Source organism: Euzebyella marina, assembly GCF_014855515.1.
GTDB classification, from domain to species: Bacteria; Bacteroidota; Bacteroidia; order Flavobacteriales; family Flavobacteriaceae; genus Euzebyella; species Euzebyella marina.
In genome coordinates this window covers 1,533,304-1,553,593 of sequence record NZ_JACYFK010000001.1, presented here as the reverse complement: position 1 = coordinate 1,553,593, position 20,290 = coordinate 1,533,304, and the positions used below count along the sequence as shown (strand labels likewise).

20 protein-coding genes are annotated in these 20,290 nt (G+C 41.7%); 16 read left to right on the top strand and 4 right to left on the bottom strand.

The features are described 5' to 3' along the window. Positions 1 to 58: 58 nt before the first annotated feature. From serS to IL356_RS06295, 12 genes are all read left to right on the top strand, one after another. Entirely contained in the window at positions 59 to 1,330 is a 1,272-nt protein-coding gene (gene serS, locus IL356_RS06350; protein WP_121850272.1) for a serine--tRNA ligase, read from the top strand. Positions 1,331 to 1,386: 56 nt separating this feature from the next. Then, positions 1,387 to 3,171, top strand: coding sequence for a tetratricopeptide repeat protein (locus tag IL356_RS06345; RefSeq protein WP_121850273.1), 1,785 nt, complete (start codon positions 1,387 to 1,389; stop codon positions 3,169 to 3,171). 23 nt (positions 3,172 to 3,194) lie between these two features. After that, positions 3,195 to 3,506, top strand: a complete 312-nt coding sequence (locus IL356_RS06340) for a DUF4286 family protein (protein ID WP_121850802.1) — start codon at positions 3,195 to 3,197, stop codon at positions 3,504 to 3,506. Next, positions 3,503 to 3,814, top strand: coding sequence for a gamma-glutamylcyclotransferase family protein (locus tag IL356_RS06335; protein ID WP_121850274.1), 312 nt, complete (start codon positions 3,503 to 3,505; stop codon positions 3,812 to 3,814). Before IL356_RS06340 ends, IL356_RS06335 begins: the two co-directional genes overlap by 4 nt. A gap of 9 nt (positions 3,815 to 3,823) precedes the next feature. Beyond that, positions 3,824 to 4,693, top strand: coding sequence for a 16S rRNA (adenine(1518)-N(6)/adenine(1519)-N(6))-dimethyltransferase RsmA (gene rsmA / locus IL356_RS06330; RefSeq protein WP_121850275.1), 870 nt, complete (start codon positions 3,824 to 3,826; stop codon positions 4,691 to 4,693). A gap of 104 nt (positions 4,694 to 4,797) precedes the next feature. Continuing rightward, a complete protein-coding gene (mgtE, locus tag IL356_RS06325; protein WP_121850276.1) occupies positions 4,798 to 6,150 on the top strand; it encodes a magnesium transporter in 1,353 nt (450 codons plus the stop codon). A 78-nt stretch (positions 6,151 to 6,228) separates the two neighbouring features. Next, positions 6,229 to 7,185 carry a 2-hydroxyacid dehydrogenase gene (locus IL356_RS06320; protein WP_121850277.1) on the top strand — a complete coding sequence of 319 codons (957 nt, stop codon included), beginning with the start codon at positions 6,229 to 6,231 and terminating at the stop codon, positions 7,183 to 7,185. Between the two features lie 79 nt (positions 7,186 to 7,264). After that, positions 7,265 to 7,636, top strand: coding sequence for a VOC family protein (locus tag IL356_RS06315; protein WP_121850278.1), 372 nt, complete (start codon positions 7,265 to 7,267; stop codon positions 7,634 to 7,636). Position 7,637: 1 nt separating this feature from the next. Beyond that, positions 7,638 to 8,096 (top strand): DUF1801 domain-containing protein, encoded by a 459-nt coding sequence (locus IL356_RS06310; protein ID WP_121850279.1) that lies wholly within the window; start codon positions 7,638 to 7,640, stop codon positions 8,094 to 8,096. Positions 8,097 to 8,118: 22 nt separating this feature from the next. Next, entirely contained in the window at positions 8,119 to 8,505 is a 387-nt protein-coding gene (locus IL356_RS06305) for a VOC family protein (protein WP_121850280.1), read from the top strand. A gap of 125 nt (positions 8,506 to 8,630) precedes the next feature. Continuing rightward, entirely contained in the window at positions 8,631 to 9,143 is a 513-nt protein-coding gene (locus IL356_RS06300) for an NINE protein (RefSeq protein ID WP_225621454.1), read from the top strand. 57 nt (positions 9,144 to 9,200) lie between these two features. Further along, positions 9,201 to 9,692 carry a GNAT family N-acetyltransferase gene (locus IL356_RS06295; RefSeq protein ID WP_121850282.1) on the top strand — a complete coding sequence of 164 codons (492 nt, stop codon included), beginning with the start codon at positions 9,201 to 9,203 and terminating at the stop codon, positions 9,690 to 9,692. 3 nt (positions 9,693 to 9,695) lie between these two features. On the opposite strand, the gene IL356_RS06290 is transcribed toward IL356_RS06295, so the two are convergent. The 3 genes from IL356_RS06290 to IL356_RS06280 all read right to left on the bottom strand — a co-directional run bounded on the left by IL356_RS06290 (position 9,696) and on the right by IL356_RS06280 (position 13,370). Beyond that, positions 9,696 to 11,513, bottom strand: coding sequence for a GNAT family N-acyltransferase (locus tag IL356_RS06290; RefSeq protein ID WP_121850283.1), 1,818 nt, complete (start codon positions 11,511 to 11,513; stop codon positions 9,696 to 9,698). An 87-nt stretch (positions 11,514 to 11,600) separates the two neighbouring features. Then, positions 11,601 to 12,848 carry an aspartate kinase gene (locus tag IL356_RS06285; RefSeq protein WP_121850284.1) on the bottom strand — a complete coding sequence of 416 codons (1,248 nt, stop codon included), beginning with the start codon at positions 12,846 to 12,848 and terminating at the stop codon, positions 11,601 to 11,603. 36 nt (positions 12,849 to 12,884) lie between these two features. Beyond that, positions 12,885 to 13,370, bottom strand: coding sequence for a GNAT family N-acetyltransferase (locus IL356_RS06280; protein WP_121850285.1), 486 nt, complete (start codon positions 13,368 to 13,370; stop codon positions 12,885 to 12,887). 112 nt (positions 13,371 to 13,482) lie between these two features. Here IL356_RS06280 and fbp point away from each other — a divergent pair, with 112 nt between their 5' ends. Then, positions 13,483 to 14,490, top strand: a complete 1,008-nt coding sequence (gene fbp / locus IL356_RS06275; RefSeq protein WP_121850286.1) for a class 1 fructose-bisphosphatase — start codon at positions 13,483 to 13,485, stop codon at positions 14,488 to 14,490. 52 nt (positions 14,491 to 14,542) lie between these two features. On the opposite strand, the gene IL356_RS06270 is transcribed toward fbp, so the two are convergent. Next, positions 14,543 to 14,965, bottom strand: a complete 423-nt coding sequence (locus tag IL356_RS06270) for a tellurite resistance TerB family protein (protein ID WP_121850287.1) — start codon at positions 14,963 to 14,965, stop codon at positions 14,543 to 14,545. Between the two features lie 219 nt (positions 14,966 to 15,184). Here IL356_RS06270 and IL356_RS06265 point away from each other — a divergent pair, with 219 nt between their 5' ends. From IL356_RS06265 to IL356_RS06255, 3 genes are read left to right on the top strand one after another with little or no spacing between them, the layout of a single operon-like run. Further along, on the top strand, positions 15,185 to 16,210 hold the full coding sequence (locus tag IL356_RS06265; RefSeq protein WP_121850803.1) for a ligase-associated DNA damage response exonuclease: 1,026 nt from the start codon (positions 15,185 to 15,187) through the stop codon (positions 16,208 to 16,210). Then, entirely contained in the window at positions 16,207 to 17,820 is a 1,614-nt protein-coding gene (locus tag IL356_RS06260; RefSeq protein WP_121850288.1) for an ATP-dependent DNA ligase, read from the top strand. The genes IL356_RS06265 and IL356_RS06260 overlap by 4 nt, the downstream gene beginning before the upstream one ends. 4 nt (positions 17,821 to 17,824) lie before the next feature. Next, positions 17,825 to 20,284, top strand: coding sequence for a ligase-associated DNA damage response DEXH box helicase (locus tag IL356_RS06255; RefSeq protein ID WP_121850289.1), 2,460 nt, complete (start codon positions 17,825 to 17,827; stop codon positions 20,282 to 20,284). The last annotated feature ends 6 nt before the right edge of the window (positions 20,285 to 20,290 follow it).

Below are 20,290 nucleotides of genomic sequence, written 5' to 3'. Positions count from 1 at the left end.
TAAAAGTATCCATTTTACGGCGAAGAAAACTTAAATTTGCAGCCAAAACTAGACAGCAATGCTTCAAATACAAACCATTCGAGATAAAAAAGAGGAAATTATTCAGGCACTTACCAAAAGAAATTTAGATGCCTCCCCTTTGGTGAATGGTGTTCTAGACCTTGACGAAAAAAGAAGGGCCACCCAAACGCAATTAGATAATACCCTGGCCGAAAGCAACAAACTTTCCAAAGAAATAGGTCATCTTTATAAAAGCGGTAAGGCTCAAGAAGCGAACGAACTTAAAGCGAAGACAAGTGCCTTAAAAGAAGACTCAAAGGTATTGTCAGAGCAATTGGCTAATGCAACGGAAGAGTTGCAAACCTTGCTATATCAAATACCTAATACCCCTCATGATTTAGTACCGGCCGGAAGTTCAGAAGAAGATAATGAAGAAGTGTTTCAAGAGGGTACGATACCGGTTTTGGCCGAAGGCGCCCTACCGCATTGGGAGCTGGCTAAAAAATATGACCTCATTGATTTTGAGCTTGGGGTAAAAATAACAGGAGCAGGTTTCCCTGTGTATAAGGGAAAAGGTGCCCGTTTGCAACGTGCCCTTATCTCATACTTTTTGGATAAAAATACGGATGCAGGTTATACCGAGATGCAAGTGCCGCACTTGGTCAATGAGGCTTCAGGTTACGGCACTGGCCAGTTGCCTGATAAAGAGGGTCAAATGTACCATGTAACCGAAGATAATCTTTATTTAATACCTACTGCGGAGGTACCGGTTACGAATTTGTTCAGGGATGAAATTTTAGCCGAATCAGATTTTCCAAAACGCTATACAGCATATACCCCATGTTTTAGAAGGGAAGCAGGAAGTTATGGTGCCCACGTTCGAGGCCTCAATAGACTGCACCAATTTGACAAGGTAGAAATTGTTAGGGTAGAACACCCCTCAAAATCATACGAAGCACTTGACGGCATGGTCGAGCATGTGAAAAATATTTTGAGAGACCTTCAATTGCCCTACAGAATTTTAAGACTGTGTGGCGGTGATTTGGGTTTTACTTCCGCCCTCACCTACGATTTCGAGGTGTTTTCAACTGCCCAAGATCGCTGGCTTGAAATTAGCTCGGTTTCCAATTTTGAAACGTACCAGGCCAATAGGCTTAAGCTACGTTTTAAAGATGAAAATGGTAAAAGCCAGTTCGCGCATACGCTTAATGGTAGCGCATTGGCATTGCCAAGGGTACTTGCGGGCATATTGGAAAACTACCAAACCCCTGACGGAATAAAAATTCCTGATGTGCTTGTACCCTACTGTGGTTTTGAGGTAATCGACTAGTATTTTTTTGGTATTCGCTTAACATATTTATCCCCTTTTCTCCGTTATATTTGGGTATGAAGCGCTTTACCCTGATTTTTTGTTTACTGTTATTTGGTGGCGCTTGGGCGCAAGAAGACTTTTTGGCCAAACAGTATTTCAATGATGGTGACTTTAAAAAAGCGGTTGTCTACTACGAGAATTTGGTCAAAAAGAATCCTAGAAGAACAGATTACGCAGAAGGCTTAATTGCCACCTATCAACAACTTGAACGCTTCGAAGACGCCGAAAAGTTCATTACAGAGAAGATTGAAGAAGGTAATATCTACCCCACTTTACTAATTGAACTAGGTTATAACTATACCCTGCAGGGGCTACCCCAGAAAGCGGAAGACTATTATTCTCAGGCTATCGCCAAAATTGACGAAAACCCAAATTTTGGGTATGGCATAGGCTATAGGTTTCAAAAATACGCCTTGTTGAATAGGGCCCTTGAGGCATATTCGAAGTCAATGGAACGCAACCCAAAGCTCGATTATAATTATCAAATGGCCCGGGTGTACGGTGAACAGGGCAATGTTGAAAAAATGTACGAATCGTATCTCAACTTGATAATTGAAGGAAGAACCTCGAAATCGAACGTTTTAAGAAACATTGACGATTTTATATCGTCAGACCCTGAAAATGAAAACAATCTTCTTCTCAGAAAATTATTGGTCCAAAATGCGCAACAAAATCCACATGTGCTTTGGAACGAACTATTAAGCTGGCTTTTCCTACAACAAAAACAATATGCCAGCGCGTTTCGCCAAGAAAAGGCCATTTATAAACGTATGGATGGTGCTTCTGTTCAAAGGCTTGAGAATTTGGGGGATTTGACCCTAGATGAAAATGAAACGGAAACTGCCAAAGAAATATATGAGTTCATTTCCGAAAATACAGGTGATGAAATTGTTCGCCTCAATGCCACCCTCAATCTTATCGATATACAATTGCTAGATGGTGACGACAAAAAGCTTCAAAGTATTGAAAAAGAGTTCAAAACACTAGTAGAACAACACGGGTACAGGCCTCAAACATTACAGTTACAGGTAGCATATGCCAATTTTTTGACTTTTAGAACGAACAAGCCCACACCTGCAATCGAGATTCTAAAAAATTGCCTTGAGCTACCCCTAAACGAAAGAGGCAAAGCCTTCATTAAACTGGCTCTGGGTGATATTCTTGTTTTCGACAAAAGATTTAATGAGGCGTTGATTTACTTTTCACAAATTCAAAAAAACCTAAAAAACGACGTTCTTGGGCAAAATGCCAGATTCAAGGTTGCCCAAACAAGTTTTTATAAAGGTGACTTCGATTGGGCCTTAACACAGTTGAAAGTGTTACGAAGTTCAACCTCTCAGCTCATTGCCAATGATGCCATGCAATTAAGCTTATTGATATCTGATAATTCCCTTGAAGACAGCACGCAAACGGCACTTAAAAAATATGCCAGGGCAGATTTGCTGGCCTACCAAAAGAAAACAAAAGATGCCATATCAGAATTGAACGGTATACTTGAAGACCACAAAGGAGAAAAAATTGAAGACGAAGCTTTGCTCAAGCAAGGCCAACTACTGGAAGAATTGAAAGATTACACAGCCGCAGAATTCAATTATTTAAAAATTACCGAGTTCTATGCCTCCGATATTTTGGCCGATGATGCCCATTTCGCCCTTGGCGAACTTTACAGAACAGTTTTGAACCAACCCGAAAAGGCAATGATTCATTACGAAAAAATTGTTTTTGACTATGAAGACAGTTACTTTTCTCCGCAAGCCAGAAAATATTATAGAACCTTAAGGGGCGATGCCATCAATTGACCAAAAAACAACTGAACAATTTTATGTACATATATAATGTAACGACCAATATTGAAGAAGCTATTCATCAAGAATGGCTGAGATGGATGAACGAAATCCACATTCCCAAAATATTGGCGACAGGTAAATTCTTGAACGCTAAAATGACCAAGGTAATGGTCGAAGAAGAAATGGGCGGGGTTACCTACTCGGTTCAGTACACTACGGTCGACAAAGAAACACTAGACCGGTATTACGATGAAGACCAACCACGGCTCCATGATGATGAGCAGAAGAAGTTCCCTAATAAATTTGTATCCTTCAGTACCGAACTTAAGATAATTAGCGAACATTGATAGAATACCTATTCAGCTACGGCACCCTTAAAGATCTTGGTATTCAAAAACAGGTTTTTGGCAAAACCTTGAAAATGGATAATGACCAGCTTCCAGGCTACGAATTATCTTCAACAAGGGCTTATGGCCAATATTTGGTGATACAAAAAGCATTTAACAAAGATAAATGTATTGAGGGGGTCGCGTTAGAAGTCAGTACACAAGACCTAAAGCAAGCAGACACTTACGAGGGTCCGGAATATAAACGCATATTGGTCAATCTAAAATCAGGTAAAGAAGCTTGGGTCTATGTGGCCAAACAGCCTTAAATTAGCTGTATGTCAAAGAAGAAAAGAAGAGGAAAGAGTAAATTCGAAGGTGCAAATGGTGACATTTATGAAAAAGGTCCGATCAAGGCCAAGAAGCATTTAGGCCAACATTTCTTAAAAGATGAAGAGATAGCCCAAAAAATAGCGGACACCCTATCGCTTGAGAATTACGTAAATGTGATAGAAATAGGCCCAGGAACCGGGGTTTTGACCAAATATTTGCTCAATCGGAATATTAGATTGATTGCAATGGATCTCGATTCCGATTCCATTATTTATCTCAATCACAGTTTTCCGTTAGAGCATGCCAAGTTGATTAAAGGCAATGGCACTTTTGAGGTTATAGAAGCAGATTTTTTAAACTACGATTTAAAAGCTTTGTTCGGAGACGAGCAATTTGCCATTACTGGCAATTTTCCTTACAACATTTCTTCGCAGATTGTCTTCAAAATGCTGGATTTAAAAGAACAGGTTATCGAATTCTCCGGTATGTTCCAAAAAGAGGTGGCCCAGCGAATCTGTGAGAAACCGGGAAGCAAAACCTATGGTATTCTTTCGGTACTTGTACAAGCTTTTTATGATGCCGAGTACCTTTTTACCGTGCCTCCTCAAGTTTTTGATCCACCGCCAAAGGTTCAATCGGGTGTTTTACGTTTGGTTCGCAAAAAAAGCATCACCCTCGGTTGCGACGAGAAACTTTTTTTCAGGGTAGTAAAAACAGCTTTTAACCAACGCCGAAAAACTATTCGCAACAGCCTAAAGTCTTTCGATTTAAGCGAAGAGACCCGCCACCACACTATTTTCGACAAGCGACCGGAACAATTGGGGGTTTCAGACTTTATCGAATTGACAAATTTAGTGGCCAACGATCCAAAATAAACCACTAGTTGTTCATTAGGGGCACTAAGAAGCCGTAAAGTGTACAAGCCTTTGCCGCTTTTTCTTTAGATTTGCCGCGGTCACTCTAATACGCCTCGAAAAGAATGACACCTTTTAAGCTCACAGACGAACTTGTTGCCCAAATAGAGCAGCTCATCGAAAGCCAAAGCAATACCGAATTGGTTAGCTTAATGGAAGATGTGCACTATGCCGATATCGCAGAGATCATCAATGAGCTTAATGAAGATGAAGCCACCTACCTTATCAAGCTACTTGACACCGATAAAACATCGGATGTACTTACCGAACTTGATGAAGATATAAGGGAGGCCATTCTTAAAAATCTTTCAGCAAAAGAAATTGCCGAAGAGCTTGCCGAACTTGACACTGATGATGCCGCCGATATTATTGGCGAACTCCCCACCAGTATGGTGCAAGAGGTCATCTCGGAAATTGAAGACCGAGAGCACGCCAAAGACATCGTTGACCTTTTAAGATATGATGAAAACTCCGCCGGAGGGCTAATGGCGAAAGAGCTGGTCAAAGTACGTGAAAGTTGGGACGTTCTCAAATGCGTTAAAGAAATGAGGGCGCAAGCCGAAAACGTTACACGTGTTCACTCCATCTACGTGGTCGATGAAGAAGATAAACTCAAGGGAAGGCTTTCTTTGAAAGACTTGCTGACGACATCGACTCGCACCCATATAGCCGATGTTTACATTCCGAAAGTAGATTCTGTCAATGTGAACGAAAAACCGGAAGAAGTGGCCAAAATCATGTCAAAATATGATTTGGAGGCTATTCCCGTTGTTGATGAAATCGGCCGTCTCGTCGGGCGTATTACCATTGACGATATCGTGGATGTTATTCGTGAGGAAGCCGATAAAGATTACCAGATGGCTGCGGGTATTTCTCAAGATGTAGAAGCCGATGACAGCATATGGCAGCTAACCAGGGCGCGCTTGCCTTGGCTATTTTTAGGTCTGGTGGGTGGCGTAGGTGCTGCGGCCATAATGGGCGGTTTCGAAGAAATGATTAGTAAGCATGCCATCTTGTTCTTTTTTACACCGCTGATTGCGGCCATGGCAGGTAACGTAGGGGTACAGTCAAGTGCAATTATCGTACAAGGTCTGGCAAACGACGATCTTAAGGGTAGTGTGGGCAACCGTTTGGTGAAAGAAATGCTTTTGGCCCTTTTGAACGGTGTAGTTCTGGCCGTTATTCTATTGATATTTACTTGGCTTTGGAAAGGCGCCTTTCTTTCCGCATTGGCTATATCTATATCATTGGTGGCAGTTATTCTTGTAGCTGGTTTCATCGGTACTTTTATTCCGCTTTTTCTACACAAACGGGGCATCGACCCTGCCATTGCCACTGGCCCCTTTATTACTACCAGCAACGACATCTTTGGCATTCTTATCTATTTTTGGATTGCAAAAACCGTTTTAGGCATATAACCCGGTAATATGAAGCACATCCATAACAAAACATCTTATACCTAAACCAACCATATACTTTATATCAAATTTCAGTACATGAGAATATTACACGTAGATAAAAACCATCCATTAATTATTGATAAGTTCAATGAATTGGGCTTTCAAAACGATGAAGACTACAGTTCTTCAAAGGAAGCCATCGAAGCTAAAATTCATGAATACAACGGGCTTATTATTCGCAGTAGGTTTACGATTGACCAACACTTTTTAGAAAAAGCCGTTAATCTCAAATTCATAGGCCGTTTGGGCGCAGGCCTTGAAAACATCGATACGAAATACGCTATTGCCAATGATATTTTTTTGGCTGCCGCACCGGAAGGAAATAGAAATGCTGTCGGCGAGCATACCTTGGGCATGCTACTTTCCCTTTTCAACAAATTGAACAAGGCCGACCGTGAGGTGCGCTCGGGAGTTTGGGATCGAGAGGGTAATCGCGGTGTAGAACTAGAGGGCAAGACCGTCGGCATTATAGGGTACGGAAATATGGGCAAAGCCTTTGCTAAAAAATTAAAAGGCTTCGATGTTAAAGAAGTTATCTGTTATGATATCGAAGGCGGCGTAGGCGATGAAAATGCCAGACAGGTGGGTATCTTAGAGCTTCACCAACGAAGCCAGGTCATTAGCCTTCATGTACCGCAAACGGAAATGACCATTGGCATGATCAACTCCACTTTTATAGAAAAATTCCATAACCCCTTTTGGTTGTTGAACACAGCTAGAGGTAAATGTGTTGTTACTGAAGATTTGGTAAATGCACTAAAATCGGGCAAAGTTTTAGGTGCAGGTCTCGACGTACTTGAATATGAAAAATCTTCCTTCGAAAACATGTTCAAAAGCGATTCACCTTCGACACACAAACTACCCGATGCATTTGAGTATTTAGTACAAGCTGAAAATGTCATTCTATCACCGCACGTAGCTGGATGGACAGTTGAAAGTCTAGAAAAATTGGCATTGACGGTAGTCAACAAAGTGAAAGACAAATTTTGCTAACTTTAGAAAGGTTAGACGATAGTTCTTTTATGAAGGAAGTATTATCTTAATAAGGTTTCACTCAACAAATACTACTACGATGCAGTTAGGAAATTTCTCGGTGAGTCTTAATGTCAAGGATATTCAGGCTTCTAAGTCTTTTTATGAAAATTTGGGTTTCTCCATTTTTGGGGGCAACATCGATCAAAACTGGCTGATTATGAAAAATGGTAATGCCACCATTGGACTTTTTCAGGGCATGTTCGATAAAAATATACTGACGTTCAATCCGGGTTGGGATGAAAATGCCCAAACATTGGAGAATTTCGCCGATATCAGAGAACTACAAAAACAATTAAAGGCAAGCCATGTTGATATCGAGACGGAGGTGGATGAAAATGGTAGCGGACCCGGAAGTATCATTCTCAATGATCCCGATGGAAACCCCATACTAATCGACCAACATATATAGCATGCAGTACAAAGCTGACTCACCAGAAGATTATATAGCCCAGCTTCCTGAAGAAAGAAGACCGGTCATTTCTAAAATCAGGAAGACCATACTAGATAATATTCCTGATGGCTTTGAAGAACAAATCAGCTATGGAATGCTAGGTTTCGTAGTGCCCCATTCAAAATATCCGTCAGGTTACCATTGCGACCCTAAGCTTCCACTTCCGTTCATCAATTTGGCTTCACAAAAGAATTTCATAGCACTTTACCATTCGGGTATTTATGCAGACCCAAAGATTCATGATTGGTTCGTTACAGAATATCCCAAGCATTGCAAAAGAAAATTGGACATGGGCAAAAGCTGCATTCGATTCAAATCGATGAACGACATACCCTATGAGTTGATCGGAGAACTTTGTTCGAAAATGACCGTTGACGAATGGATTGAACTGTACGAGAAGAATATTAAAAGAAAATAACAGCACCCAATAAGCATTCGTCATGAAAAAAAGAGTTACAGGCTTGGGCGGATTCTTTTTCAAATCAAAAGATCCCGACAAAATTAAAGAATGGTATAAAAATCATCTAGATCTTCAAACCGACCAATATGGCTGCACTTTCTGGTGGAAGGATAAGGAAGGTAACGACTGCTCAACGCAGTGGAGCCCGATGAGTGAAGACACCGATTATTATGAACCGAGCAAGTCGTCTTTCATGATGAACTTTAGGGTCGAAAACCTCAAAGAGTTACTTCAAGTTCTAAGGGAGGAAGGTGTTACCGTTGTAGGTGAAATCGAAGAATATGACTACGGCAAGTTCGGTTGGATCCTTGACCCGGACGGTAATAAAATTGAGCTTTGGGAACCCATAGATAAGGCTTTTTTATAATCGGTAAATTCGGTACATTTAAGTTCGTTTAACCACCAAATATCAAACCAATGTCAGAAGACAAAAAATTCGGGAAAGGTGATGGCGAAGATGCCATCAACCCTATCAACCAAGGCGAAGGCGACTTGAGAAGTGAAGCCTCAGAAGCCTTTGAGAAAAATAGTAAAGAGGGCGAAAACCTAGGTGATAAAGCCCATGATAAATTTGAGGAAGCAAAAGAGGCCGCTGAAGATTTTGCCGAAAAAGCCAAGGAAAAAAGTAAAGACTTTGCTGAAGACACCAAAAAAGCGGCGAGCGATTTTGCCAACGATGCCAAGAAAACGGCCAATGAATTTACCGAGGGTGCCAAACAGGCATTTGCAGGGGCCGATGGCGAGAATAAAAAATTATTGGCTGGCTTACTGGCATTGTTTCTCGGCTGGGCAGGTGTTCACAAGTTCATACTTGGTTATCAAAAAGAAGGAATCATTATGCTCGCTGGCAGTGTCATCGGGTGGGTGACCGCTTGTTTTATAATCGGATATTTCTTGGCTCTCGCCGTATGGGTCGTAGGTGTAGTAGAAGGAATTATTTATCTGACCAAATCAGATGAAGATTTCTACAATACATATCAAGTAGGTAAAAAGCCTTGGTTTTAAAGACTTTTATTCAATCTCCTTTTTTTTAAACTGAGTAAACCTTAAAGCTTATTCCTTATGACCATCAGAAATATGCTTGAAAATGATTGGCCGTCAGTGGCGAAAATCTATGAAGAAGGGTTGGCCACCGGTATAGCTACTTTTGAAACACAGGTGCCCGACTATAGCTCTTGGGATAATGCCCACACGAAATTCTGCAGGCTTGTAGCCGAAGAAGATGAGACCATTCTAGGTTGGGCGGCCTTATCGCACGTATCGAGTAGATGCGTCTACGGAGGCGTAGGCGAAGTGAGCGTGTACATATCTAAGAATGCCAGGGGAAAAGGTGTGGGGTCTGCATTGATGTCCGAATTGATCAAAGAAAGTGAGGCCAATGGTCTTTGGACCATTCAATCCGGTATTTTTCCGGAGAATGAAGGCAGTGTGCGATTGCACGAGAAAATGGGATTTCGCTTTATCGGTAAAAGGGAACGTATCGGTAAAAGAGAAGGTGTGTGGAAAGACAATCTACTCTACGAACGCCGAAGCAGAATGGTCGGTAATGACTAAAAACTAAGCCCCGGCCTCCTGTTGCTGGGCTTCTGTCATTTTTCTTTCTAATTCGGCCTGAAATTCTTCCATTACGGGCTTTACAGTACTCTCAGGCAAATCTTCGATTTTGATATACATTAAGCCATCAACGGCATTATTGAATAATGGATCAACATTAAAGGCAACCACTTTTGCATTTTGTTTGATATATTTCTTGATTAATACCGGTAATCTTAGATTACCTGGCTCTACCTCATCAATCAACCGATCAAACTTGATAAGGTCGGCTTGGGTCTCATCAAAAACAAACTCTTTATCGGCATCCTTTAATTTTACCTTGAACTCCTTTTTAGGTCTCACATACTGCGCTACGTATGGGTCCCAATAGTTACTTTTCATGAATTCGATCATTAAAGACTTAGAAAAGTTAGAGAACTGATTACTGATACTTACGCCCCCGATAAGGTATTTGTGCTCTGGGTGGCGGAGTGTGGTATGAACGATTCCTTTCCATAAAAGAAAAAGTGGCATTGGCTTTTGCTGATATTCTTTCATAATATAAGCCCTACCCATTTCTATGGAATGGCTCATCATACCGAATAGCTCCGGTTCAAACCGAAACAAATCTTGAAGATAAAATCCGTCGATTCCGTATTTTGAAAAAATTTGGGAGCCTAACCCCATTCGATACGCTCCCGCTATCACCTTGGCCTCATTATCCCATAAGAACATATGGTGGTAATAAGCATCGAATTGATCAATATCGATGGAGTTATTCGTGCCCTCGCCTATTTCTCTAAAGGTAACCTCACGCTGACGCCCTATTTCTTGTAGTGAAAAAGGCATTTCTTTAGCCGGTGCCAAGAATACCTCGTAATTCTTGCTCTGCAATAACCGTCGATCATTGTCGACCAATTTTTCTATCTCGGCCTGTATCAATTCTGAACGTATGGGTTGAGCTATTTTTCGGGGTTGTTTGGGTAATTTAAGCGATGGTAATTGATCGATCAACCGCTCTTTTTCATAGGCATTTGCCAGAATGTAGGTTTTTCTTCTAAGCAGAGCAGTATATTCTTCCAGTGTTTCCTGCTCCTTTTGCGTGGCCACCGAAATTGGTTGGCCAATTCTGACCTTTATTGGCCTTTTCCATTGCGAGTACACCTCAGAAGGCAGTTTGGCCGTTCGAAAAAGGCCACTGATCTTGGCCAAGCGATAAAACATTTTGCTATTTCTGGCATGAAAGTAAACAGGAACGACAGGCACCTCGGCTCTTTTGATTAATTTGATGGCAGCTTCCTCCCAATCTCTATCAACCACGATACCCGCTTCTTTTTTAGTAGAGACTTCTCCGGCAGGAAAAATTCCTAATGGGTAACCCGCCTTCACATGCAAAAGCGCATTTTTAAAACCTGACATACTGCTTTTCACCTCTTTTCGGTCTTCAAAGGGGTTAACGGGAAAAATGTAATGTGCGAGGGGCTTGAACCGTTGTAAAAGAAAATTGGCCATCACCTTGTAATCTGGCCTATATTTCAGCATTATCTTCAACAATACGATGCCGTCGATTCCGCCAAGCGGGTGATTGCTAATCGTAATAAACGGACCTGCTTTGGGTAAACGTTTGAGATCATCTTCTGGAACCTCGTAATCTATTTCATAGTTTTCAAGAACCGCGTCTAAAAAATCTTTGCCATTTAAATGGCTCATTTTATCGTACCGCTTATTCATATTCGAAATTTTTGAAACCTTCAAAAAAATCCATGCTACGAAAGTTCCAAAAAAACCGAACCTATCAAGATTAGTGGCTGATGCCACCTCTTTTGCGGTTACTAATCCCATAAATTAATTTATTTGCAGAGCCCTAATATAGAAAAAACAGCAGAGGTGCTTCCCAGTTTTAACAAATATGAAACAATCGGCGTAAGATTATTTGACTACCAACTGCACAGTTTCTTTGCTACGCTGCTCCAACAAAATTTCGTGTCCGTTCTGAAGTGACTCGATAGCCTTTTCATTGAAATGTCGAATGGTATAAAGCGATACACCTTCATGATGAACAACCTTAAACCTGCTTTTCAACAAATTAAGCAACTCGTCTAAACGGCCGAATCGGTTGTCGACACAGACCGAAAAACTAATGGCGGAATTCTGTATAAGATCTACCTTCATTTTATGGTCATGTAGCAGTTTGAAAAGTTCACTGATGCTATCTTCAACAATGAAAGAAAAGTCTAATGAAGATAGTTTCATTAACACCTGATTCTTTTTAACGATAAAGCAGGGCACTTCCGGTTCAATACCGATGCCTTTGCCCACAGTAGTTCCGGGGTCTTTGGGGTTCACGAACGATTTTACGTGAAGCGGAATCTCTTTTTGTTGCAAAGGCTGCAATGTTTTCGGGTGAATAACCGAAGCTCCGTAAAAAGCAAGCTCAATAGCTTCTCTGTATGAGATTTTATTCAACAGTTGCGCCTCGTTAAAGTACCTTGGGTCGGCATTTAAAACACCAGGTACATCTTTCCAAATAGTTACCGAATCGGCATTAAGGCAGTAGGCCAAAATGGCCGCGGTGTAATCAGACCCTTCTCTACCCAAGGTGGTGGTAAAGTTATTGTCATCACTACCCAAGAACCCTTGTGTAATGTGCAACTTAGATCGATCTATACTCTTAACCCTTTCCTGTGTTTTTTCCCAATTAACCGATACGTCACGATAACTGTCATCGGTCTTAATATAATCCCTTACATCAAGCCAATTACATGTAAGGCCGATTTCATTGAAATAATGACTAAGAATCGTGGTAGAAATCAATTCACCGTAACCGACTACTTGGTCATATACAAAGTTATATTTAGGTGATTTATTCCATGCCAAAAAACCTTTCACTTCATCGAAAAGCTCTTTTACCCTTACGAAAATGACGTGTTTCGGGTTGGAAAATAAATCTTGAAGAATGGTCTCATGGTAATCAATACTCTCTTGAACATTACCGGCCAAAGCTTCCTTATCATTAAAATAGGCATTGACAATGGCTTCCATCGCATTGGTGGTCTTACCCATGGCCGATACGACCAATAAGGTGTTCTCATGCCCTGTCTCTTGAAGCACCTTTACTACATTTTTAACTCCAGCCGCGTCTTTCACCGACGCCCCGCCGAACTTGAATACTCGCATAAAAAGCTATATTTTCAATGGTCTCTGAAAGACCTTTTAATTTTTAACTTGCTCTAAAAAGGTTTTGATACCTTTCTCATCCATCTGAACTACATCCCAATCACGTAACACTTTCGCGCCCTTACTTTCATAAAATTTTATGGCCGGTTCGTTCCAATCTAGAACTTCCCAACTGATTCTTTTAACTCCTAAATCATTGGAGTATTGAACCACTTGCGACAAAAGCGCACTACCAAGTCCACTACCTCTCATTTTTTTGGTAACAATCAAATCTTCAAGATGCACTACAGGGCCTTTCCAAGTCGAATAACGGTTGTACACAAGGGCCATGCCGACAATTTCGCCGTGACTTTCACCCACAAAACATTGAAATAGAGGCCGCTCACCAAACCCATCGGCTACCAAGTCTTCAACAGTTACCTCAACGGCATCTTCCTCTTTTTCGAAAATGGCTAATTCTTGTATCAATCTTCTAACTTCAGTCATATCGGCTACCGTAGCCTCCCTAATAGTAAAATCCATATTGTTACAAATAAAACACAAAGTTATATATTTAAAAAAGTAATGTAAAATGAAAATAGGGTTCTTTCACAAAATACCCGATATTTGTGGGTGAACCAACAGTCTTTACTACATGTCTACTAAAAACCGCACCCTCGGAGAATACATCATCGAAAACCAAAACTCATTCAAATATTCTTCTGGCGAACTCTCTAAACTTATAAATGCCATTAGATTGGCGGCAAAAGTAGTAAACCATGAGGTAAACAAAGCCGGTCTTGTAGATATTTTAGGTGCGGCCGGTGAAACCAATATTCAAGGGGAAGACCAACAGAAATTAGATGTACTGGCCAATGAAAAGTTTATTCAAACTTTGACCAATCGCGAAATTGTTTGTGGCATTGCTTCTGAAGAGGAAGACGATTTCATCTCCATCAATAGTAACGACAATCAGCATCAGAATAAATATGTAGTTCTCATCGATCCATTAGACGGATCATCTAACATTGATGTGAACGTATCGGTAGGTACCATCTTCTCCATTTATCGTAGGATTACCCCAGTTGGCACCCCTGTAACTTTAGAAGATTTCTTGCAACCTGGCAAAAATCAAGTGGCCGCCGGCTATGTGGTTTACGGTACTTCTACCATGCTGGTATACACCACTGGGGACGGAGTTAACGGTTTTACCCTCAACCCTGCTATCGGAACGTTTTATCTATCGCATCCGAACATGAAATTTCCTGAAGATGGCCGTATTTATTCGGTGAACGAGGGTAACTACATTCATTTTCATCAAGGAGTAAAAGACTATATTAAATATTGCCAAGAAGAGGAAGGCGACCGCCCATACACTTCGCGGTACATAGGATCGCTAGTTTCCGATTTTCATAGGAACATGATTAAGGGAGGCATCTACATGTACCCAAAAAGCAGTGTTACCGAAGAAGGAAAACTTCGCCTTTTATATGAGTGCAACCCAATGGCATTTTTAGCCGAACAGGCCAACGGACTAGCAATTGGCGGGAAAACCCGCATTTTAGATGTACAACCTAAAGAATTGCACCAACGCATTCCGTTTTTCTGCGGTAGCCGTAATATGGTATTGAAGCTGCAGGAGTTTTTGACCAAATATCATTGAGATACCTCGTGGTAAAACCAACTGGCCAACAAATCTTTTAGAAAACGGAAGTTTAGTGCTTTAAAAGGTACAGATAGTCGTCGAAGTCAATTTTACCACTGAAAATAGCAGTTGAGCGCTCGATAATTTTATCTGCCTGACTCCCTGAAAAACCGAGTCCGATTGCATATTTCTTCAACAAAACCATTTCTTCTTGATCAATAAGATGGTCAGAAAAAACAAGTCTGAACAAATCGTAAAGTCTTTCTAAACGACCTTGACTATCGTGTGGAGGAACAATCGGATACTTGTTCTCTTTCTTCATTACTTCTTTATACTCAGCCTCGGTAATATCCAATCTATTGGCAAACTTATCGAGCATTGTTTTCTCTTCTGAACTGATCTCACCATCGACCGCTGCCAAAGTGGCAAGCGCCGCAAAATGGGCCAAATTACGTCTGTGTTCTCCGCTGATATAAAGGTCTGCAATTGCCATAAAATTCTAATTTGTGGCAGCAAATATAATTTTTTTAGAGGTCATTATTCCTACCAATCCCGATTATTTTAGCCCTAACCTAACAGTTTAATTAGGGTTTTAATAGCTGATAAAGCACCAAATCTATAGAGGCTTTGATATTTATCATCAAATAAAACACTTTAATGAATTTTTACATCTGTTAAGCATACCGCTAATATGCTTAACTTTCTAATGCCCATGAAAAAGCCATTACTAGAATTCACCGAAAAAGGTATCTATTGCCATGCGGCCAAGGTATATCTTGACCCTTGGAAACCGGTTGACAAAGCTATCATTACCCATGGCCATGCAGACCACAGTAGATGGGGGCATAAACAATACATAACCCATCCGACCAATGTGCCGATTATCAAACATCGTTTGGGCGATATAGAGGTAGCAGGCAAAGAATGGGGCGAGACATTTACAGTAAACGGTGTAAAGTTCACATTGTACCCCGCCGGTCATATTATCGGTTCTTCCCAAGTTAGGGTTGAACATAAAGGTGAGATTTGGGTGTTCACCGGAGATTACAAATTGGAAAACGACGGGGTGGCAACCCCCTATGAGAGTATTAAGTGCCATACGTTCATTACCGAATGTACATTTGGTCTACCGGCTTTTCTATGGCGCCCTCAAAAAGAAGTATTTAAAGACATCAACGAATGGTGGGCTCAAAACAAGTCTAACGGACAAACTTCAGTACTCTTCGGGTATTCTTTAGGAAAAGCGCAACGCCTATTAAAGCATTTAGACCCCAATATCGGAAAAATTTATACCCATGGTGCTATTGAAAACATGACCGATGTTTTGAGGCCTATGATTGATTTTCCGGCTACCGAGCGAATTACACGAGACACCAAAAAAGAAGATATTAAGGGACATATGGTCATTGCACCGCCATCCGCACATGGTAGTACTTGGATCCGCCGAATGGTGCCCTTCGTCACCGCGTCTGCTAGTGGTTGGATGGCCTTTCGAGGTGCCCGTAGACGACGCGCCATTGACAAGGGCTTCGTGCTCAGCGATCATTGTGATTGGCCGAGTCTTTTAGAAGCCATAAAGGAAATCGGAGCCGAAAAAGTTATATGCACCCATGGCTATACCGATATTTTTTCGCGCTACCTACGAGATTTAGGCTATGATGCCCGTACGGAAGCGACCCAATTCGAAGGTGAAAATGCAGAGCTGAATGTAGAAACTGAAATTTCTGAATCTGTATGAAAAAGTTCTCTCAACTCATAAAAACCTTAGATGGCACTAATAAGACCAATGTAAAAGTAGCGGCTTTGGCAGAATACTTTACCAATGCCCCAGACCAAGATAAGGTTTGGACCATTGCCATTCTCTCGCATAGAAGACCCCCAAGACCTGTCAATACGACCCTGCTTAGAGAATGGGCTTCTGAGCTGGCGCATATTCCATTATGGCTGTTCGAAGAAAGCTACCATATTGTTGGCGACTTGGCCGAAACCATTGCCTTAGTAGTACCTTCCGATGAGAGTTCAACGGATAAATCGCTTTCGGCATTCTTGCAAGAAATGATTTGGCTAAAAGCCCAAAGTGATGAAGACAAAAAAGCCTATTTGTACCGAAATTGGAAACAACTTGATTACTATGGTCGATTCGTTTTCACAAAATTAATTACCGGTGGTTTTCGAATAGGGGTCAGCCAAAAATTAATGACTCGGGCCTTGGCAAAAGCAACGGGTATCGATGAAGACATTCTAGCCTACAAACTGATGGGCAACTGGGACCCCAATACCATTGATTTTCAAGATTTGATTTTGGAAGAAAAAAAGAGCGATTACCTTTCAAAACCATACCCTTTCTACTTGGCATACGCCCTTGAGAACGAGCCCGAATCTTTGGGCGATGTTACCGAATGGTCTTTCGAACATAAATGGGATGGCATTCGAGCGCAAATAATAGTTCGCAACAACGAACTTTTCACATGGAGCCGTGGAGAAGAATTGGTTACGGACAAGTATCCGGAATTCGAAGTTTTTATAGGTAGATTGCCCAATGGAACTGTAATAGATGGTGAAATTCTCCCCTACCCAAATAAAGAAATTGGCACTTTTAACGATTTACAGACTAGGATTGGAAGAAAGAATGTTTCAAAAGCACTGCTCAAAAAGACCCCTGTAATTTTAAAAGCATACGACCTTTTGGAATGGCAAGGGGAAGATATTCGTACTAGACCATATAGTAAGAGAAGAAATCTTTTAGAAAAGATGGTTGCCGGGCAAGATGGCATACCTCTTTTTCTCTCTGAGAAAATGGAGTTCACCTCTTGGCAAGAGGTAGCGGAAGAGAGAGAACTGTCGCGCGAAAAGCGCAGTGAGGGGTTAATGTTCAAACGAAAAGATTCTCCTTATCTGGTCGGAAGAAAAAAGGGAGACTGGTGGAAATGGAAGGTTGACCCCTTAACAATCGATGCCGTTCTTACCTACGCCATGCGCGGTCACGGAAGGCGAAGTAATCTATTTACCGATTATACCTTTGCCCTTTGGAACGAAAACGAGGAAGGAGAAAAAGAATTGGTAACCTTTGCCAAGGCCTATTCAGGTTTGACCGACGCCGAGTTCAGAAAGGTTGATGCATGGATCAAAAAGAACACACTTGAGCGCTTCGGCCCCGTACGCAGTGTTACACCGCATCATGTTTTTGAAATTGCCTTTGAAGGTATCGCCGAATCTAAAAGGCATAAAAGTGGAGTTGCGACCCGTTTTCCCAGAATATTGAGATGGCGAAAAGACAAGAAGATACATGAAGCAAATTCATTGGAAGATTTAAAAGCATTGATTCCGCATACTGTAGAGACGGAATAAGAAAATGAACCAAAAAGAACTTTTCAGCATAGCGACCGATTGGTTCCATGAGCAAAATTGGCAACCTTTTGCCTTTCAGAAAGAATCGTGGAAGGCTTTTTTGGCGGGAAAACATGGTCTGCTCAACGCACCTACTGGAAGTGGTAAAACCTATGCCCTATGGTTTCCGATTGTATTGAATTACATCAAAAAGAATCCTGAATACCGCACAAAACACAAAAAAGGCCTCAAAGCTATATGGATAACCCCACTTCGGGCCCTATCGCAAGAAATCAGACAATCTGCCGAACGTATCACCGTAGACCTGGGTACCCAAATGACGGTCGGCATACGAACGGGCGATACGTCGACCAAAGAACGGGCCAGTCAAAAGAAGGCTATGCCAGACCTTTTAATCACCACCCCGGAAAGCCTACAACTTCTATTGTCTTCAAAAGGTTATGCCTCAATTTTTAAAGACTGTTCAGCTATTGTCGTCGATGAATGGCATGAACTTTTGGGCACTAAAAGGGGCATTCAGATGGAACTGGGCCTCAGTCGCCTTAAAACTATTTGTAAAGATTTACGGATCTGGGGCATTTCGGCGACCATTGGAAATTTAGAACAGGCCCGCCGAGTGCTATTAGGCCCGAACAGCGAGCAATTACAAAATTCGGTCATGGTCAGGGCCAACCTCAAAAAGAAGATTACGGTCAAGAGTATCATCCCCAAAACCATGGAAACCTTTCCATGGCGAGGGCATTTAGGTCTGCACCTCTTAGAGGAGGTAGTACCGATAATCAACAATAGCAAAACGACCCTTCTATTTACCAATACCCGCAGCCAATGTGAGATATGGTTTCAAAAAATTCTTGAGAAACATCCGGAATATGCCGGTGAAATGGCCATGCACCACGGCAGCATCAATAAAGAGACCCGATTATGGGTCGAGCAAGCCATACGCAATGAGAGCTTAAAAGCTGTGGTGTGTACCTCAAGTTTAGATCTTGGGGTAGATTTTGCACCGGTGGAAACCGTGATACAAATTGGTGGGCCAAAAGGGGTGGCCCGTTTTCTTCAGCGTGCCGGCCGAAGTGGTCACCGCCCAGGCAAGGAGAGTGTCATTCATTTTTTACCGACCCACGCTATGGAGCTCATCGAGGCATCGGCATTGCAGGTCGTCGTAAAGGAAAATGCAGTCGAGGATCGGCTGCCCTACCTCAATAGCTATGACGTTTTATTGCAATATCTTACTACTCTGGCGGTTTCAGACGGATTTTACCCGGGTGAAATCTTTCCTGAAATTCAACAGACCTTTTGTTACCAAGGTATTACCGAAGAACAATGGCAATGGCTGCTTAATTTTTTGGTATTGGGCAGTCAAAGCCTGAGCAGTTATGACGAATATAAAAAGGTAGAAATAGAAGCTGACGGAAAATTCAAAGTGAACAATCGGGGCGTTGCCATGCGGCATCGGTTTCAGATAGGCACTATTGTTGGTGATGCCACCATAAGCGTTCGTTATCAAAAAGGAGGGTATATAGGTTCGATTGAAGAATATTTTATTTCAAAATTGACCCAAGGGGATGTCTTTACTTTTGCCGGCCGAAATCTTGAGTTCATTCGAATCAAAGGCATGCAAGCGCATGTTCGTAATTCTACCAAAAGAACGAACAAAGTTCCTAGTTGGATGGGCGGCCGACTAAGCTTCTCTGCACAAATGTCAGAACTATTGCGCCAAGAACTTTACAAAGCAGCAGCCCATCAGTTAAGCGGACCTGAACTAAAGTCGTTAAAGCATATATTTGACAAGCAACGTGAAGAAAGTATCGTACCATCCCCTTCCGAATTTCTGATAGAGACATTCAAGACCCGTGATGGCTATCATCACATTTTTTATCCATTTGAGGGGCGGGCGGTGCACGAGGCCATGAGCAGTCTATTGTCGTACAGGGTAAGTCTTTTAAGCCCCATTACCTGCTCTTTGGCCTTTAATGACTATGGTTTTGAAATGCTTAGTGACAAACCCATTGACATACAAGCGGTAATCGACAATAACCTCTTCACGCCGGAATATATGCTGGCCGACTTACAAAGAAGTTTGAACAGCAATGAAATGGCCCGGCGAAAATTTAGGGACATAGCCGTTATTAGCGGAATGGTCTTTACCGGTTACCCTGAAAAAGGTGTCAAAATGAAGCACCTTCAAAGCAGTTCCCAGTTACTTTTCGATGTTTTTCGCGATTACGAACCAAACAACCTACTTTTTCAGCAAGCTTTCACCGAAACTTTTGAACATCAATTAGAAGAAGGTCGTTTACGAATGGCCTTGGAGCGAATCGGCAAACAACAAATCGTGTGGAAAGATTGCGAAAAGGCTACTCCTTTCTCTTTTCCTATAATCACCGATCGTCTCAGGGAAAAACTCAGTAACGAAAAGCTAGCCGACCGTATCAAACGCATGACCAAAATTTTAATGAAATAGACGTAT

Excerpts from the sequence above, each read along its gene's own strand:
- IL356_RS06345 (WP_121850273.1), top strand. The coding sequence starts at position 1,387 with ATGAAGCGCTTTACCCTGATTTTTTGTTTACTGTTATTTGGTGGCGCT.
- IL356_RS06310 (WP_121850279.1), top strand. The coding sequence starts at position 7,638 with ATGCAGTACAAAGCTGACTCACCAGAAGATTATATAGCCCAGCTTCCT.
- IL356_RS06270 (WP_121850287.1), bottom strand. The coding sequence starts at position 14,965 with ATGGCAATTGCAGACCTTTATATCAGCGGAGAACACAGACGTAATTTG.
- IL356_RS06320 (WP_121850277.1), top strand. The coding sequence starts at position 6,229 with ATGAGAATATTACACGTAGATAAAAACCATCCATTAATTATTGATAAG.
- IL356_RS06305 (WP_121850280.1), top strand. The coding sequence starts at position 8,119 with ATGAAAAAAAGAGTTACAGGCTTGGGCGGATTCTTTTTCAAATCAAAA.
- IL356_RS06290 (WP_121850283.1), bottom strand. The coding sequence starts at position 11,513 with ATGGGATTAGTAACCGCAAAAGAGGTGGCATCAGCCACTAATCTTGAT.
- IL356_RS06315 (WP_121850278.1), top strand. The coding sequence starts at position 7,265 with ATGCAGTTAGGAAATTTCTCGGTGAGTCTTAATGTCAAGGATATTCAG.
- serS (WP_121850272.1), top strand. The coding sequence starts at position 59 with ATGCTTCAAATACAAACCATTCGAGATAAAAAAGAGGAAATTATTCAG.
- IL356_RS06295 (WP_121850282.1), top strand. The coding sequence starts at position 9,201 with ATGACCATCAGAAATATGCTTGAAAATGATTGGCCGTCAGTGGCGAAA.
- IL356_RS06340 (WP_121850802.1), top strand. The coding sequence starts at position 3,195 with ATGTACATATATAATGTAACGACCAATATTGAAGAAGCTATTCATCAA.
- rsmA (WP_121850275.1), top strand. The coding sequence starts at position 3,824 with ATGTCAAAGAAGAAAAGAAGAGGAAAGAGTAAATTCGAAGGTGCAAAT.
- mgtE (WP_121850276.1), top strand. The coding sequence starts at position 4,798 with ATGACACCTTTTAAGCTCACAGACGAACTTGTTGCCCAAATAGAGCAG.
- IL356_RS06260 (WP_121850288.1), top strand. The coding sequence starts at position 16,207 with ATGAAAAAGTTCTCTCAACTCATAAAAACCTTAGATGGCACTAATAAG.
- fbp (WP_121850286.1), top strand. The coding sequence starts at position 13,483 with ATGTCTACTAAAAACCGCACCCTCGGAGAATACATCATCGAAAACCAA.
- IL356_RS06255 (WP_121850289.1), top strand. The coding sequence starts at position 17,825 with ATGAACCAAAAAGAACTTTTCAGCATAGCGACCGATTGGTTCCATGAG.
- IL356_RS06265 (WP_121850803.1), top strand. The coding sequence starts at position 15,185 with ATGAAAAAGCCATTACTAGAATTCACCGAAAAAGGTATCTATTGCCAT.
- IL356_RS06280 (WP_121850285.1), bottom strand. The coding sequence starts at position 13,370 with ATGGATTTTACTATTAGGGAGGCTACGGTAGCCGATATGACTGAAGTT.
- IL356_RS06285 (WP_121850284.1), bottom strand. The coding sequence starts at position 12,848 with ATGCGAGTATTCAAGTTCGGCGGGGCGTCGGTGAAAGACGCGGCTGGA.